This window comes from Pseudoflavonifractor phocaeensis (assembly GCF_038439875.1).
Taxonomy (GTDB): Bacteria; Bacillota; Clostridia; order Oscillospirales; family Oscillospiraceae; genus Vermiculatibacterium.
On record NZ_JBCDMT010000001.1, the window covers coordinates 158,245 to 175,987 of the forward strand.

A 17,743-nucleotide genomic window follows, 5' to 3' on the forward strand; every position below is an offset into this window, starting at 1 on the left:
CAAATAAACGGTGGTTTTGTCTTTGAAATGTAAACTACTTTCTATTTTTTCGTTTGCGACTTGTGGTAAAACAAGCCTGTTCAAAATTTGTAGGAGGTGTTCTAAAAATGGAATTTGGCTTTTTGAGCGTCATTCCATCCATCCTGGCGATCGTCCTGGCCCTGGCGACGAAGAACGTGTTCCTGGCGTTGTTCGCTTCTCTGCTGGTGGGCAACTTCATGCTCTCCGGGTACAGCCTGATGGGTATGCTGGAGGGGACGAAGAACATGATCGTAGGCGTGTTCTCCAGCTCTTCCAGCACGTCCATCATCATCATCCTGCTGACCCTGGGCGGGATGTTCTACCTCATCGAGAAGGCGGGGGGCCTGAAGGGCTTCACCGCGCTGATGATCAAGAAGCGCAGCGTGGTCAAGTCCCGTGTGGGCGCCGAGCTGTTCACCTGGCTCATCGGCGTGCTGGTCTTTATCGACGGCACCCTGAGCGTCATGATCACCGGCTCCATCTCCCGGCCCCTGACCCGGGCCTTCGGCATCTCCCCGGAAAAGACGGCCTGGATCGTCCACTCCACCGCCACCCCCATGTCCATCCTGATCCCCATCGCCGCCTACGGCCCCTACATCGCCAGCTTCATTGAGGCCCAGGGCATCGAGAATCCCACCGCCCAGATGGTGCGGGGCATCGGCTTCAACTTCTACTGCATCTTCGCCGTGGTGGGCGTGGCCGCCTTTATCCTGCTGCGCAAGGACTTCGGCCCCATGAAGAAGGCCGAGGCGGCCTATATGGCCTCCGACCCCTGCGTGGGGCCTGACGCCGACGAGTCCTGCGCCGACGGCGACCCGGACAAGGCGAAGTTCCTCCTCATCCCCATGGTGGTGATGATCGTGGTCACCGTGGCCTATCTCTTTTACAGCGGACACGGCAGCCTCATGGGCGGCGACGCCGAGACCGGCCTCATTTTCGGCATCGCGGCGGGGGCCCTCTATCTCATCGTGGCCATGGCCGTGGAGAAGCTGGGCAGCGTCATGGACAACATCGGCGCCTTTTTCCAGGGTTGCGGCAATATGATGGACATCGTGGCCATCATGGTGTTTGCCTATGCCCTGAGCAATCTGCTGGGTGAGCTGGGCACCGCCGCCTATCTCTCCGAGGCCTTGATCCGGTTCATCAACCCCGCGGTGTTCACCGCCATCGCCTTCCTCTTCACCTGCGTCATCTCCTTCTCCACCGGCTCCAGCGCGGGCACCATCGCCATCATGATGCCCATCCTGCTGCCCATGGCCCTGGCCCTCAACGTCAACATCCCCATGATTGTGGGCGCCATCGCCGGCGGCGCCGTGTTCGGCGACCACACCTCCCCCATTTCCGACACCACCATCATGTCCTGCTCCTCCACCGGCTGCGACGTGGTGTCCCACGTAAAGACCCAGCTGCCCTACTCCCTGTGCTTCGCGGGGGGCGCTCTGGTGCTCTACCTGGTGCTGGGCTTCATGCTTTAAGATCCAAGACGAGAGAAAAAGGAAGGGAAAAGCCGCCGCTCCGGCGGCTTTTCCCCGTCACAGGAGGGATTTTATGTACGATTTTGATGAAGTGATCGACCGCCGCGGCCATAACAGCGCCAAGTGGGACAGGCGGTTCATCGGGGAGGGGGAGGAGGCGCTGCTCCCCTTCTGGGTGGCGGACACCGACTTCCGCACCCTGCCCCAGGTAAACGAGGCCCTGGAGGAGTGCGTCCGCCACGGGATCTACGGCTACACCCTGCCCCCCGAGGGCTGCGCCGCCGCGGCGGCCCGGTGGCAGCGGGTCCGGCACGGCTTTGAGGTGAAGGAGGAGTGGGTGACCTTCCTGGCTGGCATCGACTGCGCCCTGGCCACCGCCGTCCAGGCCTTTACCCAGCCCGGAGACGCGGTGCTCATCAACACCCCCATCTACACCCCCTTCTTTGAGATGGCCCAGCTCAGCGGCCGGCGGGTGGTGGAAAATCCCATGAAGCTGGTGGAGGGGCGGTATGAGTTCGACTTCGACGACTTCGCCCAAAAGGCTAAGGAGGCCAAAATTTTTCTCTTCTGCAACCCCCAGAACCCCACCGCGCGCTGTCTCACCCGGGAGGAACTGGAGAAGATCGGGGCCATCTGCGCTGAGAACGACCTGCTCATCCTCTCCGACGAGATCCACGCCGACATCGTTTTTGACGGCAGAAAGCACATCCCCATCGCCTCCCTGTCCCCCGAGCTGGTCCGGCGGACCATCACCTGCACCTCCCCCAGCAAGACCTTCAGCGTGGCAGGGCTGGTGGCGTCGGTCATCATCATCCCCGACGGGGACATCCGCGCCCGGTTCGAAACGGTGAAGGAGCGCAACAGCATCAACACCGGCATCCTGGGCCTGGTGGCCATGGAGGCGGCCTACAACAGCGGGGACGCCTACGCCGACCAGGTGCGGGACTATCTCCAGGCCAACCGGGATTTCGCCGTGGACTATGTTCAAAAGCACATCCCCGGCATCACCCCCGTGGTCCCCGAGGCCACCTTCCTTCTCTGGCTGGACTGCGCCGGCCTGGGCCTGCCCCGGGAGGAGCTGGAGGGCTTCTTCACCGCCGCCGGTGTGCGGCTGTCCGGCGGCACGGCCTACAAGGAGCCCACCGGCCAGTTCGCCCGGCTGAACTTCGGCTGCGCCCGGGCCACGCTGGAGGCTGGTCTGAAACGGATCGAGGCGGCCGCCAAAGCGAGGGCCGCCGGATGAAAAAACGCCCGTCACGCACTGCGTGACGGGCGTTTTTTCGCGAAAAAGGGGAATGCTTACTTCATGCCGTTCTCGTAGGCCTCGATCATTTTCTTGACCATCTGGCCGCCCACGGAACCGGCCTCACGGCTGGTCAGGTCGCCGTTATAGCCCTGCTTCAGGTTGACGCCCACTTCCTGAGCGGCCTCCATCTTGAACTTGTTGAGGGCCTCGCGGGCGCTGGGCACGACAGGCTGATTGGAATTGTTGGAATTAGACATAACTTCGCATCTCCTCATTTTTTATTATCTCTCTGAGATTCGGTTGGATCGAGAATCCGAGCATAGTTTGGCCCAGGTGCGGGGTTCTATGCGTTCTTCTTTTTGTCAAATTTAGGTGGGGCCTGTTTAGGCCGCAGCAGAAAATGAACCGGGTGCGGTTCGTTTTTTTGTCGCTCTTTTACCCTGACGAAGTGCCGGATGAGTGAAATTTGTGCAAAAGAGATGGAGCGGCTTGTGAGCGTTGGTCATATGAACAATAGAAACATCAGAAATCGGCGCAAAGACGTTTCGGATGCCCCATGAAACCGGCATTTTTTGAGGTTATGATATTAATAGAAGCAGAAATAAACAAAAAATATGATGACGGGGTGCTGAAATTGACGAATCACACAAATGAGCTGTCGGCCTTTCTCTCCGGCCTCCAATATGAGGACATTCCGGCGGACGTTATCGATAGGGCCAAGAAGCTGACCATGCACACGGTGGGGGTCACTCTGGCGGCCAGGGACATGCCCTGCGTGACCCGGGCCGTGAGCACCGCCAGGGACACCATGGGCGAGGGGGGCGAGGCCCAGGCCACGGTCTGGGGCCGGCACGGGAAGGCCCCGCTGCTGGGCGCCGTCTTCGTCAACTCCACCGGAGCGGATACCCTGGACTGGGAGGATTGCTCCTGGACCGGCCACCCCACAGCGGGCTTCATCCCGGTGTCGCTGTCCATGGCGGAGGCCATGAAAAAGCCGGGGAAGGATTATCTCACCGCGGTGGTGGGCGGCTTTGAGGTCTACCAGCGCATCGCGGGCTATATCCAGCCGCCCCAGGACTGGAACCTGGGCAAGCAGGGCTGGGGGCTGGCCACCTGGCAGATTTTCGCCGCCTCCATGCCGGCGGGCAAGCTGATGGGATGCAACCCGGAGCAGTTCAACCTCCTCATCGGCGCCACCGGCTGCGCCACCACCGTGGTGGACACCATCATCCACAAGCAGATGTCCGACTTCTACCATCTCCAATTCGGCTTCACCAGTATGAACGGCACCATGCTGGCCCGGATGGCCAAGCGGGGCGAACTGGACAACCTCTACGATATTTTGGACGTGGAGGGGGGCTACGCCTTCATGACCCGGGGCTTCGAGAACGAGGGCTGGCTGGACCGAAACCTGGGCACCGAGTACATGTTCAACGAGATTTTGTTCAAGCACTGGCCCGCCAACATGTGGGTGCAGACCCCCCTGGACTGTCTGGACAAGCTGCGCAGGGAGCACGGCTTCACCGCCGCCGACATCGAGGCCATTGACATCACCCCCGGCTTCCAGGCCCGGGACGGTTACGACCCCAAGGGCTACCACAGCGTCAAGCACGGCCAGTTCTCCATCCCCTACTGTCTGTCCGCCTATCTTCTGCGGGGGGCGCCCGGCCCCGGCTGGTTTTCGGCGGAGAGCCTGTCCGATCCGGCGCTGCTGGATTTGGCGGGGCGGGTACATATGGACCGGGAGCATGTGATGCAGCTGCGTCAATGCTTCAACACCTTCACCGGCGGCTCCTTCCCGAAGGTGGAGATGACCATCACCTTGAAGGACGGCTCCGTTTTGAAAGGGGAGCTGCAGTTCCCCAAGGGCCACCCCCGCAACCCCTTCGATTGGGCCGAGTGCGAGAACAGCTTCCGCATCGGCGCGCAAATCGCCGGGCTGGGGGAGGAGAAGACGCAGCGGTTTATCCAGCTGTGCGAGGATCTGGAGAATTTGGAAGATTTAACCGAGTTGGCAGAATGTCTGGAGGTATGAGATAATGAAAAAAGTTGGAATCGTGGGGGGCGGCTCCACCGGCCACACCCTGGCCGCCGAGCTCTCTCTGAGAGGGCATGAGGTCCACCTGTGCGACAGCGAGGCGTACAGCGAAATTCTGGAGGAGACGGCCCGGCTGGGGGAGATTGCCCTCACCGGCAGCATGGGGGAGGGAAAGGCCAAAATCGCCATGGTCACCACCGACGTGGGCAAGGCCCTGGACGGCGTGGATGTGGTGCTGTGCTGCACCATTGCCAACCGGGATCGGGAAGCGGCGGAGATGATTGCCCCCTTCCTGCGGCCGGACAGTGTGGTGCTCCTCAGCAGCGGCGGCCTGGGCTCGCTCATCTACCGCCGGGTGTTTGACGCCAAGGGCCTCACCGGCGTGGTGGTGGGGGAGACCTGCGGGAACCTCTTCCCCTGCCGGCTGGTGGAGCCGGGACTGTGCCGCATCGGCCTCCCCTACTCCAAAAAGAAGGCGGCGGCCATGCCGTACAGCGACACGGGAAAGCTCATCGACGCCATGGCGGAGCTCTACGAGCTGGAGCCGGCGGGGAGCATCCTGGAGTGTGCCCTCAACGGCCCCAATCTGGTGGGACATATCGTCCTCACCCTCCTCAACGCCGGGGCCATCGAGAACGCCAAGGAGCCCTACTACGTCTTCCAGCAGGGGGTGTGCCGCAGCGCCATGAACCTGGCCGACGCCATGTGGCTGGAGAAGAAGGCCGTCATGGATACCCTGGGGCTCAAATACGGCCCCTCCTCCTCCGTGACTTACAAAAAGTACCTGGACCCCGAGGTCCACGAGTACGACAACTTCAAGCAGCTGGCCGGCCCCGACCAGGTGACCAACCGCTACATCTCCGAGGATACCCCCACCCTGGTGTGCCTGTTCATCTCGGTGGCGGAGGCGCTGGGCATCGACGTGCCGGTGTTCAAGGCTATGGTCACCGTGGCCTCCGCCGTGAACCAGACCGACTACTACGCCGAGGGCCGGACCCTGAAAAACCTGGGCCTGGGCGCTCTGCGGGGAAAGGAAGTGCTGGAGTTTTTCCAGACCCAGCGGGGCTCGTAAACATAAGGAGGTGAAGCGGAAAAATGCCCTATGGAACTTTGGGGCGCCTGGCGGTGGTGGCCCCCACGCCCGGCGTCAACGTCAACACCCAGCTCCACCGCAATCTCCACCCGGACATCGGCATCGCCAGCATCCCAGTGGCCTATGAGAAGGTCACGGTGGAGGGCATCACGGCCATGAGCCGCCGGACGGTGGAGGCGGTGAAGATTTTCCAGAGCTACCGCCCGGATATGGTCTTCTTCGGCTGTACCACCGGCAGCCTCATCGGCGGGGACGGCTACGACCAGCGGCTGGGGGAGGAGCTCAAAGAGGCCACCGGCGCCCGGTACGCCTCCACCACCACCACGGCGGTGCTCCGGGCCCTGGAGAAGCTGAAGGCCCGGCGCCTCACCATCGTGACCCCCTACCCTGACGAGGTGAACGAGAAGGAGCGGCTCTTTTTGGAGCACCTGGGCTACACCGTGGATGAAATTGTGGGCCTGGGCCACGAGGACCCCCGGCTCATTCCCAAGACGGAGCCACAGGAGATTTACGACCTGGCGAAAAAAGCCTGGAAGCCCACCAGCGAGGCGCTGTTCGTCAGCTGCACCGGCCTTTGCATCCTGGACGTCATCCCGCCCCTGGAGGAGGCGCTGGGCGCGCCGTTGGTCACCAGCAACCAGGCCTCCGTCTGGGAGATCGGCACGTTTTTTGGACACCACAGCGAGGAGAGTAAACGGAAGCTCGGCCAATTATTTCAGTGAGAAGACCCTCCATCCGCCCACAACTTAAAAAAGAGAAGGAGCGTATCAAACATGAAAAGAACCCTGAGTTTCGTCCTTGCACTGGCAATGATCTTTGGCCTGACCGCCTGCGGCGGGAATTCCGAGGAGAGCAAGGCCCCGGAAAACAGCGTGGCCGCCGAGGTCTCCCAGGCCCCCGATGCCGCCCCTGAGGACAACAGCGACCAGCCCGTCACCGAGAATACCCGGGTCTTGAAGGTGGCAACCCAGAACACCACCACCACCATCAACTACATCATCTATCAGGAGTTCAGCCGCATCCTCTACGAGAAGACCGACGGCCGCTACAAGCTGGAAATCTACCCCAACGGCCAGCTGGGCACGGAGGAGACCTGCCTCCAGCAGGTGCTGACCGGCACCCTGGATATGCTCCCGGTCAGCACCACCACCCTGGGCAACGTGGTGCCCGAGTGCAATATCTTCGCCTTCCCCTTCATGATTGAGAGCTTTGAAGTCTACAACGACTTCGCCCTGGACGAGGAGTTCCGCACCGCCCTCTTCGACGCCATCAAGGAGCAGACCGGCTGTCAGGCGCTGGGCTTCGGCTACGGCGTGGGCCGGGGGGTGGGCAACACCAAGCACGAGGTGCGCACCACCGCCGACCTCAAGGGCATGAAGGTCCGTACTCTGGGCAACCCCATCATCATCGACACCTTCAACGCCTTCGGCGCCACCGCCACCTCCATCCCCTTCAAGGAGGTCTACACCTCTCTGTCCCAGAACCTCATCGACGGCGAGGACTCCACCATCTCCAACAACCTGGACCAGCGCTTCTGTGAAATCAACCGCTACTACACGGTGCTGAACACCATCTTCCAAAACGCCGTCATGTTGGTGAGCGAGGACGTGTGGAACTCCATCCCCGCCGAGGACCAGGCCATCTTCATCGAGTGCGGCCAGCTGATGGACGAGTACGGCTTCGCCATGTGCGAGACCCACGTGGACGAGGAAATTGAGCGGGCCGCCGAGGAGGCCCCCGACTTCAAAATCACCAACGACCTGACCGCCGAGGAGAAGGCCACCTTCGTGGAAGTCGCCAAGCCCCTGTGGGACAAGTATAAGGACGACTGCGGCGCCGAGTTCTTCGATTTCGCCTACGGCATCTGCGAAAAGTATAACGAGAAGTACCGCTGAACCAAGCCCCCGCTGTAATCATTGCGGCGCGGCCCCGGAGCGGCGGCGTCCGGCCCGGTCCCGGACGCCGCCCTCCGGCCCCGCGCGCTGAGGAGGATCGACATGCGTGAAAAAATCAGCAAGGTGATCTCCGGATTCGACAAGGTGGAAAAGCTGCTGATGGGCGGAGTCTTCATGGCCCTGACCGTGCTCATCTTCATCCAAATCATCATTCGCTGGATGGGCCTTCAGAGCTTTTCCTGGCTGGAGGAGATCGCCCAGTACTCCTACCTGTGTGTGGTGTTCGTGGGCACCAGTATCGGCATCAGCGAGGGCGGGCTGTCCCGGGTGTCGGTCTATAAAAGCCTGCCCGCCCCCATTGTGAAAATCATCGACCTGGCCATCGGCGTATTGGCTACCGTGGTCTCCGGCTATTCCGCCTACCTCTCTTATGAGATTTTCGTGAAGATGCTCAAACTGAAGATGACCACCTCGGTCCTCTCCATGCCCATTTCCTTCTTCTACGCCTTCATCATGGTCAGTTTCGCGGGCATGACCATCCGGTTCCTGATTTCCACCATCTTTACCTTGACAGAACCCAGGGCGGAAGCAAAGCCCGCCGCAAAACAGTAAGGGGAGGGGAGAGACAACTATGAGTGTTATCATCATGGGCTTTATGATCCTGCTGATGCTGGGCTTTCCCATCGCCTTCGTCATGCTGGCCGTCACCATCTTCGGCTCCCAGTTCATCATGGGCACCAACCCCACCGCCATCATCCAGCAGGCGTTCAGCGGCCTGAACTCCTACACCATCTTGGCCGTGCCCTTCTTCATCATCTCCGGCTCCATCGCCTCCAACGGCGGCACCGCCCGGAGCCTGGTGAACGTGATGCGCAAGGCCTTCGGCCGTCTCCCCGGCGGCCTGGGCATCGCCGCCATCATGGCCAGCGCCTTCTTTGCCGCCATCACCGGCTCCAGCATGGCCTGTATCGTGGCCGTGGGCGCGCTGATGATTCCCTATATGCTGGAGGAGGGCTACCCCTCCGACATGGCCATCGGCGTGGTCAACTCCGCCGGCTCCCTAGGCATCCTCATCCCGCCCAGCATCCCCATGGTCACCCTGAGCGTGGTGATGGGGGTTTCGGTGGCCGACACCTTTGCCGCCGGCCTGATCCCCGGCCTGCTGCTGGCGGGCGCCTGGGCCGTGTACGTGTGCTTTACCTGCAAGAAAAAGGGCATCCCCAACGCCGAGTTCCGGAAAAAGACCTTTGAATACGGGTTCAAGGATTTTGTCAAGGACCTGCCCGCCGTTTTCTTCCCCGTCATCATCCTGGGCAGCATTTACGGCGGCATCGCCACCCCCACCGAGGCGGCGGCCCTGTCCATCGTCTATATCGTGGTGCTGGAGCTCTTCTACTACAAGACCCTGAAGATTCCCGAGCTCCCCGCCATTTTCGGCAAGGCTACGGTAGAGGCGGCGGCCATGTCGGTGCTGATGGGCTTCGCCACCCCCATGACGTGGGTGGTCACCAACCTGAACCTGCCCCAGCTGCTGGTGGAGCTCACCGCCAAGTTCATCCCCAACCGCTTCGTCTTCGTCTTCATCATGTTCTTCGTGCTGTTCTTCCTGGGCTGCTTCATCCAGACCACGCCCCTGGTCATCATCCTGGCCCCCATCCTGCTGCCCACTTTGGCCAGCCTGGGCATCCCGGCGGTCCACTTCGGCATCATGACCATCCTGAACAGCCAGATCGGCATGCTGACCCCGCCCTTCGGCTTCAACCTCTTCACCACCATGCGCATCACGGGCAAGAGTATGTCGGAGGTCTCCAAAGCCACCATCCCCTATCTGGTCATCCTCGTCGTGGTGGCCCTTATCATCTCCTGCTTCCCGCAAATCACCATGTTCCTGCCCAATTTGATGAGCCGATAAGGAGGGCTTCCCCATGATTTTTGACTGCAAGATGGGCCAGAACACCCTGGAAGAGCTGCTGGATAAGGAAAACATCCGGGAGCTGGTGGAGTTCGAGCGCTACTGCCGGGACTACGAGCACTGGGACCAGATGCGCGCGTGCTACCACGACGACGCCACCGTCTGCACCTCCTGGACCACCGCCAAAATCGACGACTTTGTGGAGGGGTCCAAAAAGCGGGCGGGCATCCCGCCCCGGCACAAGATTTTCAACACCCTGGTGTGGCTCAACGGGAACCGGGCCTGCGCCGAGTGCATCGCCGTCATCCAGATTCGCTGTGAGCTGGACGGGGACCTGGTGGATATGACCACCCACACCCGCATCCACTTCCGCCTGGAAAAGCGGGACGGCGTGTGGAAGATTCTCCACCTGGGGGGCGTCTACGAAAAGGACACGATGCACTCCGCCTACGCCAACGGCAGCTTTACCACCGCCCCCGAGGACCTGGCTCCCTACCGGCCCTCCTACGCCAATATGATGTACCGCCAAATCAAGTACGGCGGGCATCCCAACCCCGACATGATTGGCGAGGACCGGCCCGAGACGGTGGCGGCGATGTACGCCGAAAGCAGCGAATTCCTGGGATTGTGAGGTGTCCGCCATGACACGGATCGGCCTTCTGGGCTCGGGGCGGCTGGGAGAGATCATCGCCCGGGCCCTCTGCGACGGCAAGGTCCCGGACTGCGCCCTGGTGGGCGTCCTGGGCCGGGGGACGGAGCGGTCCGCCCGCCTGGCCGGGGCGTGGGGCGGTACGGCTTGCGCCGGGCTGGAGGAGCTCCTCGCCCTGGCGCCGGACTACGTCATCGAGGCGGCCAACGCCCAGGCCGTGACGGAACACGCCCCGGCCATCCTCTCCGCCGGGCGGAGCTTGATCTGCCTGTCGGTGGGGGCTTTCTACGACGAGGGGTTCTATGACCGCTGCGCCTGCCTCGCCCGGGAGCACGGCTCCAAGGTATATCTGGCGTCCGGGGTCATCGGCGGCTTCGACGCGGCCTCCGCCCTGGCTCTCATGGGGCCGGCGCGGGGGACCATGACAAAATACAAATACCCCCGGGACACCGGGCGGTGTCCACAGGGGCTTTCTGAGCTGCCCGACCGGTTCGAGGGCAGCGCGCGGGAGGGCTTCCTCCTGTCGCCGGACCACCTGAACGTGGCCGTGACGGCGGCTCTGGTGTGCGGCAGCCTGGACGAGACCCGGATGCGGGTGGAGCCCGTGGGGCCGGACGAGCGCTCCGGCTTCGGCTTCGCCGTGGAGGGGGAGTACGGCTCCGCCCGGCTGCGGGTGGAGCAGAGCGGGGCGGTCTACGGCCCGGCCCTGGCCGCCTGGAGCGCCCTGGCCCTTCTGAAACGGCTCGTCTCTCCCATTACCTTCTAACTTTTGAAAGAGGTGTCACATTTGACCAACTACACCGAGGGCCTGGCGAAATTCATCGCCGGCATCCAATACGAGGATATTCCCGCCGCGGTCATCGACCGGGCGAAGAAACTGACCATACACTGCGTGGGCGCCACCCTGGCCGCCGCCCCCTCCCCCTGCGTCAAGGCGGCGCTGAGCACCGCCCGGGACACGGTGGGGGAGCGGGCCGAACTCATGGCCACCACCTGGGGCCGGCCGGGCAAGCAGCCCATGAACGGCGCCATCTTCGTCAACTCCACCGGGGCGGACACCCTGGATTGGGAGGACTGCTCCTGGACCGGCCACCCCACCGCGGGCTTCGTCCCCGTGGGTATGGCCGTGGCCGAGGCGCTGGGGCTGCCCGGGAAGGACTATCTCACCGCCATCATCAGCGGGTTCGAGGTCTATCAGCGGGTCTCCGGCCACATCCAGCCCGACCCGGACTTCGACATCGTGAAGAACGGCTGGGGGTTGTGCTCCTGGCAGATTTGGGCCTGTTCCATGCCCGCGGGCAAGCTGCTAGGGTGCGACGAGGAGCAGTTCAACCTGCTGATGGGGGCCACCGCCTGCGAGACCCCCGTCATCGACACCATCATCCACAAGCAGATGTCCGACTTCTACCATCTCCAGTTCGGCTTCACCGGCATGAACGGCACCATGCTGGCCCGGATGGCCAAGCGGGACGAGCTGGACAACATGTACAATATTTTCGACATCGAGGGCGGCTACGCCTTCATGATGCAGCGGGGGGACAACCCCGGCTGGCTGGACCGGAACCTGGGCACCGAATATATGTTCAACGAGATTTTGTTCAAGCACTGGCCCGCCAACATGTGGATACAGACCCCCCTGGACTGCCTGGACAAGCTGCAGAAGGAGCACGGCTTTGCCGCCGCCGACATTGAGGCCATTGACATCACCCCCGGTTTCCAGTTCCGGGACGGCTACCGCCCGGAGGGCTACAACAGTGTCAAGGACGGCCAGTTCTCCATCCCCTACTGCCTGTCCGCCTTCCTGCTGCGGGGAGAGCCCGGCCCCGGCTGGTTCGACGAGGGCCGTCTGGCCGACGCCGACCTGCTGGACCTGGCCGGACGGATCCACCTGGACAAGGAGACCGTCCTGCCGCTGAAGCACTGCTTCAATATCTTCACCGGCGGCTCCTTCCCCAAGGTGGAGATGACCATCACCTTGAAGGACGGCTCCGTTTTGAAGGGGGAGCTGCAGTTCCCCAAGGGCCACCCCCGCAACCCCTTCGACTGGGACGACTGCGAGAAGACCTTCCGTATCGGCGCCAAGGTGGCGGGGCTGTCCCAAGAGAAGACCGAGCGCTTCATCGCCCTGTGCAGGGACCTGGAGCACCTGGACGACGTGGCCCGGCTGGCCGAGTGCCTCTCCGCGGACTGAGCGGGCTTAGGAATTGAAAGAGCGGTAAAAGAGATATCCCAATCTCAGGGTGAGGATGTCATCAATGTGATATACGCTATACCCTGTCAGCTCCTCGATTTTTTTCAATCGGTGCTGCAGGGTATTGCGGTGTATGAAGAGCTTTTGGGAGGCTTCGGTGCTGTTCATATCGCAGGCGAACAACACCTCGAGGGTCTCCAAATAGAGATCTTTCTGGTTCGAGCGCAACAAGCTTCCCAACACGTGTTCAGCGATGCTTCGTTTTTCCCGCTCAGGTACAAAGGCGGCAATGTTGCCCAGGACGATGGAGTTGCCCAGCAGGACGGGGGTCCGGGGGAAGAGAAATTCCCCCAGCTCGAACTTCAGCATCATCTGCTGGTACTGCCCGTCGTAGTCCTCCAAACAGCAGCAGCGCCTGCCCACCACGGCTTTGAGGGCGATACCGTAATTGACCCGGGAGTCCTCCTCCACCGCCTCGCACAGCTGGACCAGCTTGGACTCGTTACCTATGGGGTCCCGGCTGCGGTCTGCGCACAGGATCATGACGAGCCGGTGCTCGGGCTCGGGCAGGAGCAGGTCATACTCAAAGGAGAAGCGGCTTCGAAGAGAGGAGAGCATGTTGCGCATGGCATCTTGAAAAATGCTCTCTTGGTTCCTTCCCTCCTGTTTCACCACTCCTTCCCGTTGGATGGGGGAGAATTTGATGAGCACCACGGTCCTGGGACGGCTGAGGTCGATACCGTGGAGGGCCAGGGCCTCGCTCAGTTTGGCCCGGTCCTTGTGGGGGGAGATGAGCCGCCGGAGCACCTGATGGTCGGTGGCCTTCCGAATGCTTTCTTGGCGCTGTTCGGCTTCCCATTCCAAGACCAGTTCGGCAATAGTTCGAGTCATCTCGAGATAGGGGATGACTTGCTCTGTGAGGCCGGTGAGGCCGATGGCTCCCACCAATTCATTTTTCACAAAGAGACAGCGGCCGTTCCCGCCCTCTTTCACGGTGTTCCGGCTCTTGCCCCCGGAGGGGGAGCTGAGCAGGCGGCGGTACTCATCCATTCGATGAATGGCGTCCCAGTGGCGCTTACCCAGGATGCGTTCGTCGGTGGCACCCACGATGATGCCCTCGTGGTCGATGACCACCACATGATAGGGCTGGACATTTTCCAGTTTTTTAATTACCTTTTCGGCCAGGGCCTGATCAAGTACCATGCGGCGTTATCCCCCTTCGATGGATTTCGACACAATTATATCATAGATTCCGCCAGGACGGAATGAAAACAGACAGGAGGAAGCTGCCATGACCGATGTCAAACGAATTGCCATTATCGGCAACGGATGCGCGGCGGCGGAATGTGTAATCGCTCTTCGAAAGCACGGGTATTATGACGAGATCAGGCTGTTCGCGGATAACAGAAACGAGATCGCCAACCCCATGCTCACCACATATTACGCCTCCCGGCGCATTCCCTTTGAGTACATGTTCCCTTACGGGGACGCCTTTTATGGCCGGTTTGGCGTGGACTTCCGGTATGACTGCCCGGTGATGGCGCTCAAGGCGGTCGAAAAGCGGCTGGAGGCGGGGGGAGAGAGCCATCCATTCGACCTGTGCCTCATCGCCTCTGGCGCCTCAGCTCTCCGTCCCCCCATCCCAGGGGCAGAGCTGGACCGGGTGCTTACTGTACGCACGGTGGAGGATGCCGTCCAGCTCCGCCGAGCGGGGGAGGAGGCCCCCAAAAAAGTGCTGGTGGTGGGGGCCTCCATGGTGGGCATCAAGGTGGTGGAGATGTTCCACCGTATGGGCTGCGGCGTGGTGCTGGCCGACCTGGCCCCCTATATCTTTCCCCTAGCTGCCTCCCCAAAGTGCGCCGCCGCCATAGAGAGAAGGCTGACAAACCAGGGCGTGGAACTCCTAATGGGGGCCGGACTGGAGCGGATCGAGGCCCGGGAGAACGGGATCGCCGCCTATTTTACCGGCAGGGAGGCACCCGTGGAAGCAGAGTACCTGGCCATGTGTATAGGGGTTCGGAGCAATATGAGCTTTGTGGACCGGACTGAGCTCCAGGTGGACCGCGGGGTGCTGGTCAGCGAGACCATGCAGACCAATATCCCGTACATTTATGCCGCCGGAGATGTGGCCCAGGGACGGAACCTGGCCACAGGCCAAAATCAGATCATCGGCCTGCTGGCCAACGCCCGGATGCAGGGGCGGACGGCGGGCAGGCACATGTGTGGCCTGCCCAGCGGGTATGAGGGCAATTTGCTGCACAATATTACCCACTTCATGGGCATGGACTTCGTGGGGCTGGGGGAGGTGCGGAGCTATGACCGAGTGGAGGAGCGGTTCACCGAGGACTGCCTGGAACAGTTCTTCTACACGGCGGACCGCCTGACCGGCTATAATTCCCTGGACCTTTACGGGGATTGTGGAGTGCTGAAAAACACCATGCTCAAGCAGTATATCCAGGGGGAGAAGTCGGCCGGGCCGGGGCCCGCAGACGGGCTCACTGCTTTGCTGGCCCAGTTGGAGGTACTGGAAAAAGTGGAAGAAAGGAAGTCTTGGTATGACACAACAACAGCTGCTCAAGGCTAAGATCCCCTGTCTAGAGACCGGGATCACGTTGAAGAAGACCATCTGCGGGATCTGCGACCCCCAGCAGTGCGGGTTGAAGCTCTCTATCAAAGATGGGCGCATCATCAAGGCCGAAGGCAACGAGGATCACCCAGGCAGCGGCGGCAACCTGTGCGGGAAGGGGGCCGCCACCCGACAGTATGTCTACTCGGAAAAACGACTCAAGACGCCCCTGAAGCGGGTGGGTGAGCGGGGAGAGGGAAAGTTCATTCCCATTACCTGGGATGAGGCCCTGGACACTGTGGCCCGGGAGCTGAACAAGGCGAAGCGGGAATATGGGCCGGAATCCGTAATGTTTACTTCTGGCTACTCCAAGTACTATCGTCCTTGGCTCAGCCGCCTGTGCCTGCTGTTCGGAAGCCCTAACTACATCACGGAGACCGGCGCCTGCTTCGAGGCTATGCACATGGCCAAGTGTTTGGTGGCCGGATGTATGGACGGCCCAGATATGGGGCGGACAGACTGCCTGCTGGTGTGGAGCTCCAACCCCTTCTATACCGGCGTCATCAACGCCAAGGGCCTCCAGGCCAACCTGGACCGGGGGATGAAGATGATTGTGGTGGACCCCCGTATCACCCCCACCACCCAGCGGGCGGCGGTCCACCTGCGCCCCCGGCCCGGCACCGATGGGGCTGTGGCTCTGGGGATGGCCAACACTATCCTGATGGAGGGACTGGAAGACCGGGGGTTTATTTCACAATATACCAAAGGTTTTGAGGAATATAGGACCTATGCTGCCCAATTCACGCCGGAACGGGTGGAAGAACTGACGGGTGTCCCTGCCGCGGAGTTACGGGCGGCAGCTCTTCTCTATGCCCAGTCCAAGTCGGCCGCCATTATGGCCAGTGCCTCTCCTGTGGTGCACCATACCAACGGTGTGCAGAACTACCGGGCCATCTTTTCTCTAGCCGCTCTCACCGGCAACTATGGCAAGCCCGGCGGTCAGGCTGTGCCTCCAGGAATCAAGAGCCGGATGAGGGAGTTTTCCTATCCCGTGGCTTGGAGCGACCTACCCCAGCGGGTGGGGGTGGATCAGTATCCCATCTGGGGGGCGGTGTGTGACGACGACGCCACCGGCATGGGCATCCCCCGGCAGATCCGAACAGGGAAGCCCTATCCCCTGAAGGCCATGTTCGGCGTGGGCTTCAACCACCGGATGTACCCCGACCCGGCCGCCTTTGCCGAGGCAATGAAGGAACTGGATTTTATCGCTCTGGTTGATCTCTTCGACACGGAAACCTTGAAGTATGCCGACATCGTTTTGCCCGCCTGCTCCTCGGTGGAGCGCAGCGAGCTCAGATTTTATGGAAACGGTACCTTTATCGTTACGGAGCCCGCCATCGAGCCTCTCTATGACTCTAAATCCGACGTGGACATCATGTGTCTTTTGTCCTCTCGGCTTGGGATCGACGACCCGCTGATGAATCACGGCCTGGACACCTGCCTCGACTATATTCTGGAGCCTACCGGCCTGACCGCTCAGGCGCTGCGTGCCTACCCCGACACCTTCAGGGCTACCCCTGAGATGATGGCGGGCAAGCCCCTGGACTATTTCAAAAAAGATGGGTTCCCTACCCCTTCGGGCAAATTTGAATTTGCCTCCAGCGTACTGGAGCGCTTTTCCGATCACCCCGGCCATGACCCGCTGCCACTCTACCATCCACCGGGCCGGGAACCCAGGGTGGGGGACGAATTCGATCTGGTGCTCAACACCGGTTCCCGCCAGCCCATGCTGGTCCACACACGGATGTACCATGTAGGCTGGTCTCAAACGGTCTTTCCCATGCGGGCGGCCTGTGACATGAACCCCGCGGATGCGAAAAAGCGGGGCATTGTTCAAGGGGACGAAGTGGTGCTCTCCACCCCGGAAGGCAGCCTTGCAGTTATGGCCAACCTCACTGAGGCAGCCCTTCCTGGCGTGGTGCACATCTTCCACGGCAACGCCAAGGCCGATGTAAACACCCTCTTTCCCATGGAGTATGTGGACCCTATTTCGGGGTATCCAGGGTATAAATCTGCGGTGTGCAAGGTGGAAAAAGCGCCAGCCCGGGGCGGACAGGGGGTGTGAGTATGAAGGATATCATTCTGGATATTGACAAATGCGTGGGATGCGGTGCCTGTGCCGTGGCCTGTATGGATCAAAACGATACCCTGATTGATGGGAATGCCGGCGCCCCCAACCGCCGGATCTGCCGGGCGGAGACAGGAGCTTTTCCGGAAGCGCGTATCCGGTATGCATCCATCAGCTGTATGCACTGCGCCGACCCGGCCTGCGTGGTGGGATGCCCCACAGGGGCCCTCACCAAGGACAAGGCTACGGGGGCGGTAGTGGCAAACCCAAACTTGTGCATCGGCTGCCACTCCTGCGCCCTGGCGTGCCCCTTCGGCGTGCCCCGGTACGACGTGGATGACAAAATCACCAAGTGCGACAAGTGCTGGGTACGTACCCAATGCGGCCTGCTGCCCGCCTGCGTGAAGGTCTGCCAGACCGGGGCCCTCCAATATGTAGAGGTGGATGTGCTGCAGGCCGAAAAGGAGGAACGGAAATATCAGCGGCTGCTGCAGGGCTGAGATAGTCATAAACAAAAAGAGGCGGCTCC

At 61.5% G+C, this 17,743-nt stretch carries 16 protein-coding genes; 14 read left to right on the forward strand and 2 right to left on the reverse strand.

The annotated features are described in order from the left end of the window. Positions 1 to 107 precede the first annotated feature (107 nt). Both AAEU42_RS00780 and AAEU42_RS00785 read left to right on the forward strand, forming a co-directional pair. The gene (locus AAEU42_RS00780; protein ID WP_342231609.1) at positions 108 to 1,496 is read left to right on the forward strand and encodes a Na+/H+ antiporter NhaC family protein; all 1,389 of its coding nucleotides are present in this window, start codon (positions 108 to 110) and stop codon (positions 1,494 to 1,496) included. A gap of 73 nt (positions 1,497 to 1,569) precedes the next feature. Further along, positions 1,570 to 2,739 carry a MalY/PatB family protein gene (locus tag AAEU42_RS00785; RefSeq protein WP_342231610.1) on the forward strand — a complete coding sequence of 390 codons (1,170 nt, stop codon included), beginning with the start codon at positions 1,570 to 1,572 and terminating at the stop codon, positions 2,737 to 2,739. A gap of 56 nt (positions 2,740 to 2,795) precedes the next feature. Here the strand turns inward: AAEU42_RS00785 and AAEU42_RS00790 are convergent, their stop codons facing one another. Further along, positions 2,796 to 2,999, reverse strand: coding sequence for an alpha/beta-type small acid-soluble spore protein (locus tag AAEU42_RS00790; RefSeq protein WP_342231611.1), 204 nt, complete (start codon positions 2,997 to 2,999; stop codon positions 2,796 to 2,798). Between the two features lie 368 nt (positions 3,000 to 3,367). On the opposite strand from AAEU42_RS00790, the gene AAEU42_RS00795 reads away from it, so the two are divergent. The 9 genes from AAEU42_RS00795 (at position 3,368) to AAEU42_RS00835 (ending at position 12,520) form a co-directional block, all read left to right on the forward strand. Beyond that, on the forward strand, positions 3,368 to 4,777 hold the full coding sequence (locus AAEU42_RS00795; RefSeq protein ID WP_342231612.1) for an MmgE/PrpD family protein: 1,410 nt from the start codon (positions 3,368 to 3,370) through the stop codon (positions 4,775 to 4,777). Positions 4,778 to 4,781: 4 nt separating this feature from the next. Beyond that, the gene (locus tag AAEU42_RS00800; RefSeq protein WP_342231613.1) at positions 4,782 to 5,852 is read left to right on the forward strand and encodes an NAD/NADP octopine/nopaline dehydrogenase family protein; all 1,071 of its coding nucleotides are present in this window, start codon (positions 4,782 to 4,784) and stop codon (positions 5,850 to 5,852) included. Between the two features lie 23 nt (positions 5,853 to 5,875). Then, a complete protein-coding gene (locus AAEU42_RS00805) occupies positions 5,876 to 6,595 on the forward strand; it encodes a maleate cis-trans isomerase family protein (protein ID WP_342231614.1) in 720 nt (239 codons plus the stop codon). Positions 6,596 to 6,646: 51 nt separating this feature from the next. Continuing rightward, a complete protein-coding gene (dctP, locus tag AAEU42_RS00810; RefSeq protein ID WP_342231615.1) occupies positions 6,647 to 7,768 on the forward strand; it encodes a TRAP transporter substrate-binding protein in 1,122 nt (373 codons plus the stop codon). Between the two features lie 102 nt (positions 7,769 to 7,870). Next, the gene (locus AAEU42_RS00815; protein WP_342231616.1) at positions 7,871 to 8,380 is read left to right on the forward strand and encodes a TRAP transporter small permease; all 510 of its coding nucleotides are present in this window, start codon (positions 7,871 to 7,873) and stop codon (positions 8,378 to 8,380) included. 19 nt (positions 8,381 to 8,399) lie between these two features. Beyond that, a complete protein-coding gene (locus tag AAEU42_RS00820; protein WP_342231617.1) occupies positions 8,400 to 9,680 on the forward strand; it encodes a TRAP transporter large permease in 1,281 nt (426 codons plus the stop codon). A 13-nt stretch (positions 9,681 to 9,693) separates the two neighbouring features. Next, positions 9,694 to 10,311 (forward strand): nuclear transport factor 2 family protein, encoded by a 618-nt coding sequence (locus AAEU42_RS00825; protein ID WP_342231618.1) that lies wholly within the window; start codon positions 9,694 to 9,696, stop codon positions 10,309 to 10,311. A 10-nt stretch (positions 10,312 to 10,321) separates the two neighbouring features. Beyond that, a complete protein-coding gene (locus AAEU42_RS00830; RefSeq protein WP_342231619.1) occupies positions 10,322 to 11,095 on the forward strand; it encodes an aspartate dehydrogenase domain-containing protein in 774 nt (257 codons plus the stop codon). A 21-nt stretch (positions 11,096 to 11,116) separates the two neighbouring features. Then, positions 11,117 to 12,520, forward strand: coding sequence for an MmgE/PrpD family protein (locus AAEU42_RS00835; RefSeq protein WP_342231620.1), 1,404 nt, complete (start codon positions 11,117 to 11,119; stop codon positions 12,518 to 12,520). Between the two features lie 6 nt (positions 12,521 to 12,526). On the opposite strand, the gene AAEU42_RS00840 is transcribed toward AAEU42_RS00835, so the two are convergent. Then, complete coding sequence (locus AAEU42_RS00840) at positions 12,527 to 13,723, reverse strand: sugar diacid recognition domain-containing protein (RefSeq protein WP_342231621.1); 1,197 nt, start codon at positions 13,721 to 13,723, stop codon at positions 12,527 to 12,529. An 88-nt stretch (positions 13,724 to 13,811) separates the two neighbouring features. Here AAEU42_RS00840 and AAEU42_RS00845 point away from each other — a divergent pair, with 88 nt between their 5' ends. The 3 genes from AAEU42_RS00845 to AAEU42_RS00855 are packed head-to-tail and all read left to right on the forward strand — an operon-like array spanning position 13,812 to position 17,714. After that, on the forward strand, positions 13,812 to 15,104 hold the full coding sequence (locus tag AAEU42_RS00845; protein WP_342231622.1) for an NAD(P)/FAD-dependent oxidoreductase: 1,293 nt from the start codon (positions 13,812 to 13,814) through the stop codon (positions 15,102 to 15,104). Next, entirely contained in the window at positions 15,076 to 17,211 is a 2,136-nt protein-coding gene (locus AAEU42_RS00850; RefSeq protein WP_342231623.1) for a molybdopterin-containing oxidoreductase family protein, read from the forward strand. The genes AAEU42_RS00845 and AAEU42_RS00850 overlap by 29 nt, the downstream gene beginning before the upstream one ends. 2 nt (positions 17,212 to 17,213) lie before the next feature. Then, positions 17,214 to 17,714 carry a 4Fe-4S dicluster domain-containing protein gene (locus AAEU42_RS00855; protein WP_342231624.1) on the forward strand — a complete coding sequence of 167 codons (501 nt, stop codon included), beginning with the start codon at positions 17,214 to 17,216 and terminating at the stop codon, positions 17,712 to 17,714. The last annotated feature ends 29 nt before the right edge of the window (positions 17,715 to 17,743 follow it).

What these genes read in the sequence shown, in the direction of transcription:
- AAEU42_RS00840 (WP_342231621.1), bottom strand. Translation starts at nt 13,723, where the DNA reads ATGGTACTTGATCAGGCCCTGGCCGAAAAGGTAATTAAAAAACTGGAA.
- AAEU42_RS00830 (WP_342231619.1), top strand. Translation starts at nt 10,322, where the DNA reads ATGACACGGATCGGCCTTCTGGGCTCGGGGCGGCTGGGAGAGATCATC.
- AAEU42_RS00820 (WP_342231617.1), top strand. Translation starts at nt 8,400, where the DNA reads ATGAGTGTTATCATCATGGGCTTTATGATCCTGCTGATGCTGGGCTTT.
- AAEU42_RS00825 (WP_342231618.1), top strand. Translation starts at nt 9,694, where the DNA reads ATGATTTTTGACTGCAAGATGGGCCAGAACACCCTGGAAGAGCTGCTG.
- AAEU42_RS00850 (WP_342231623.1), top strand. Translation starts at nt 15,076, where the DNA reads ATGACACAACAACAGCTGCTCAAGGCTAAGATCCCCTGTCTAGAGACC.
- AAEU42_RS00800 (WP_342231613.1), top strand. Translation starts at nt 4,782, where the DNA reads ATGAAAAAAGTTGGAATCGTGGGGGGCGGCTCCACCGGCCACACCCTG.
- AAEU42_RS00790 (WP_342231611.1), bottom strand. Translation starts at nt 2,999, where the DNA reads ATGTCTAATTCCAACAATTCCAATCAGCCTGTCGTGCCCAGCGCCCGC.
- AAEU42_RS00855 (WP_342231624.1), top strand. Translation starts at nt 17,214, where the DNA reads ATGAAGGATATCATTCTGGATATTGACAAATGCGTGGGATGCGGTGCC.
- AAEU42_RS00785 (WP_342231610.1), top strand. Translation starts at nt 1,570, where the DNA reads ATGTACGATTTTGATGAAGTGATCGACCGCCGCGGCCATAACAGCGCC.
- AAEU42_RS00805 (WP_342231614.1), top strand. Translation starts at nt 5,876, where the DNA reads ATGCCCTATGGAACTTTGGGGCGCCTGGCGGTGGTGGCCCCCACGCCC.
- AAEU42_RS00815 (WP_342231616.1), top strand. Translation starts at nt 7,871, where the DNA reads ATGCGTGAAAAAATCAGCAAGGTGATCTCCGGATTCGACAAGGTGGAA.
- AAEU42_RS00780 (WP_342231609.1), top strand. Translation starts at nt 108, where the DNA reads ATGGAATTTGGCTTTTTGAGCGTCATTCCATCCATCCTGGCGATCGTC.
- AAEU42_RS00845 (WP_342231622.1), top strand. Translation starts at nt 13,812, where the DNA reads ATGACCGATGTCAAACGAATTGCCATTATCGGCAACGGATGCGCGGCG.
- dctP (WP_342231615.1), top strand. Translation starts at nt 6,647, where the DNA reads ATGAAAAGAACCCTGAGTTTCGTCCTTGCACTGGCAATGATCTTTGGC.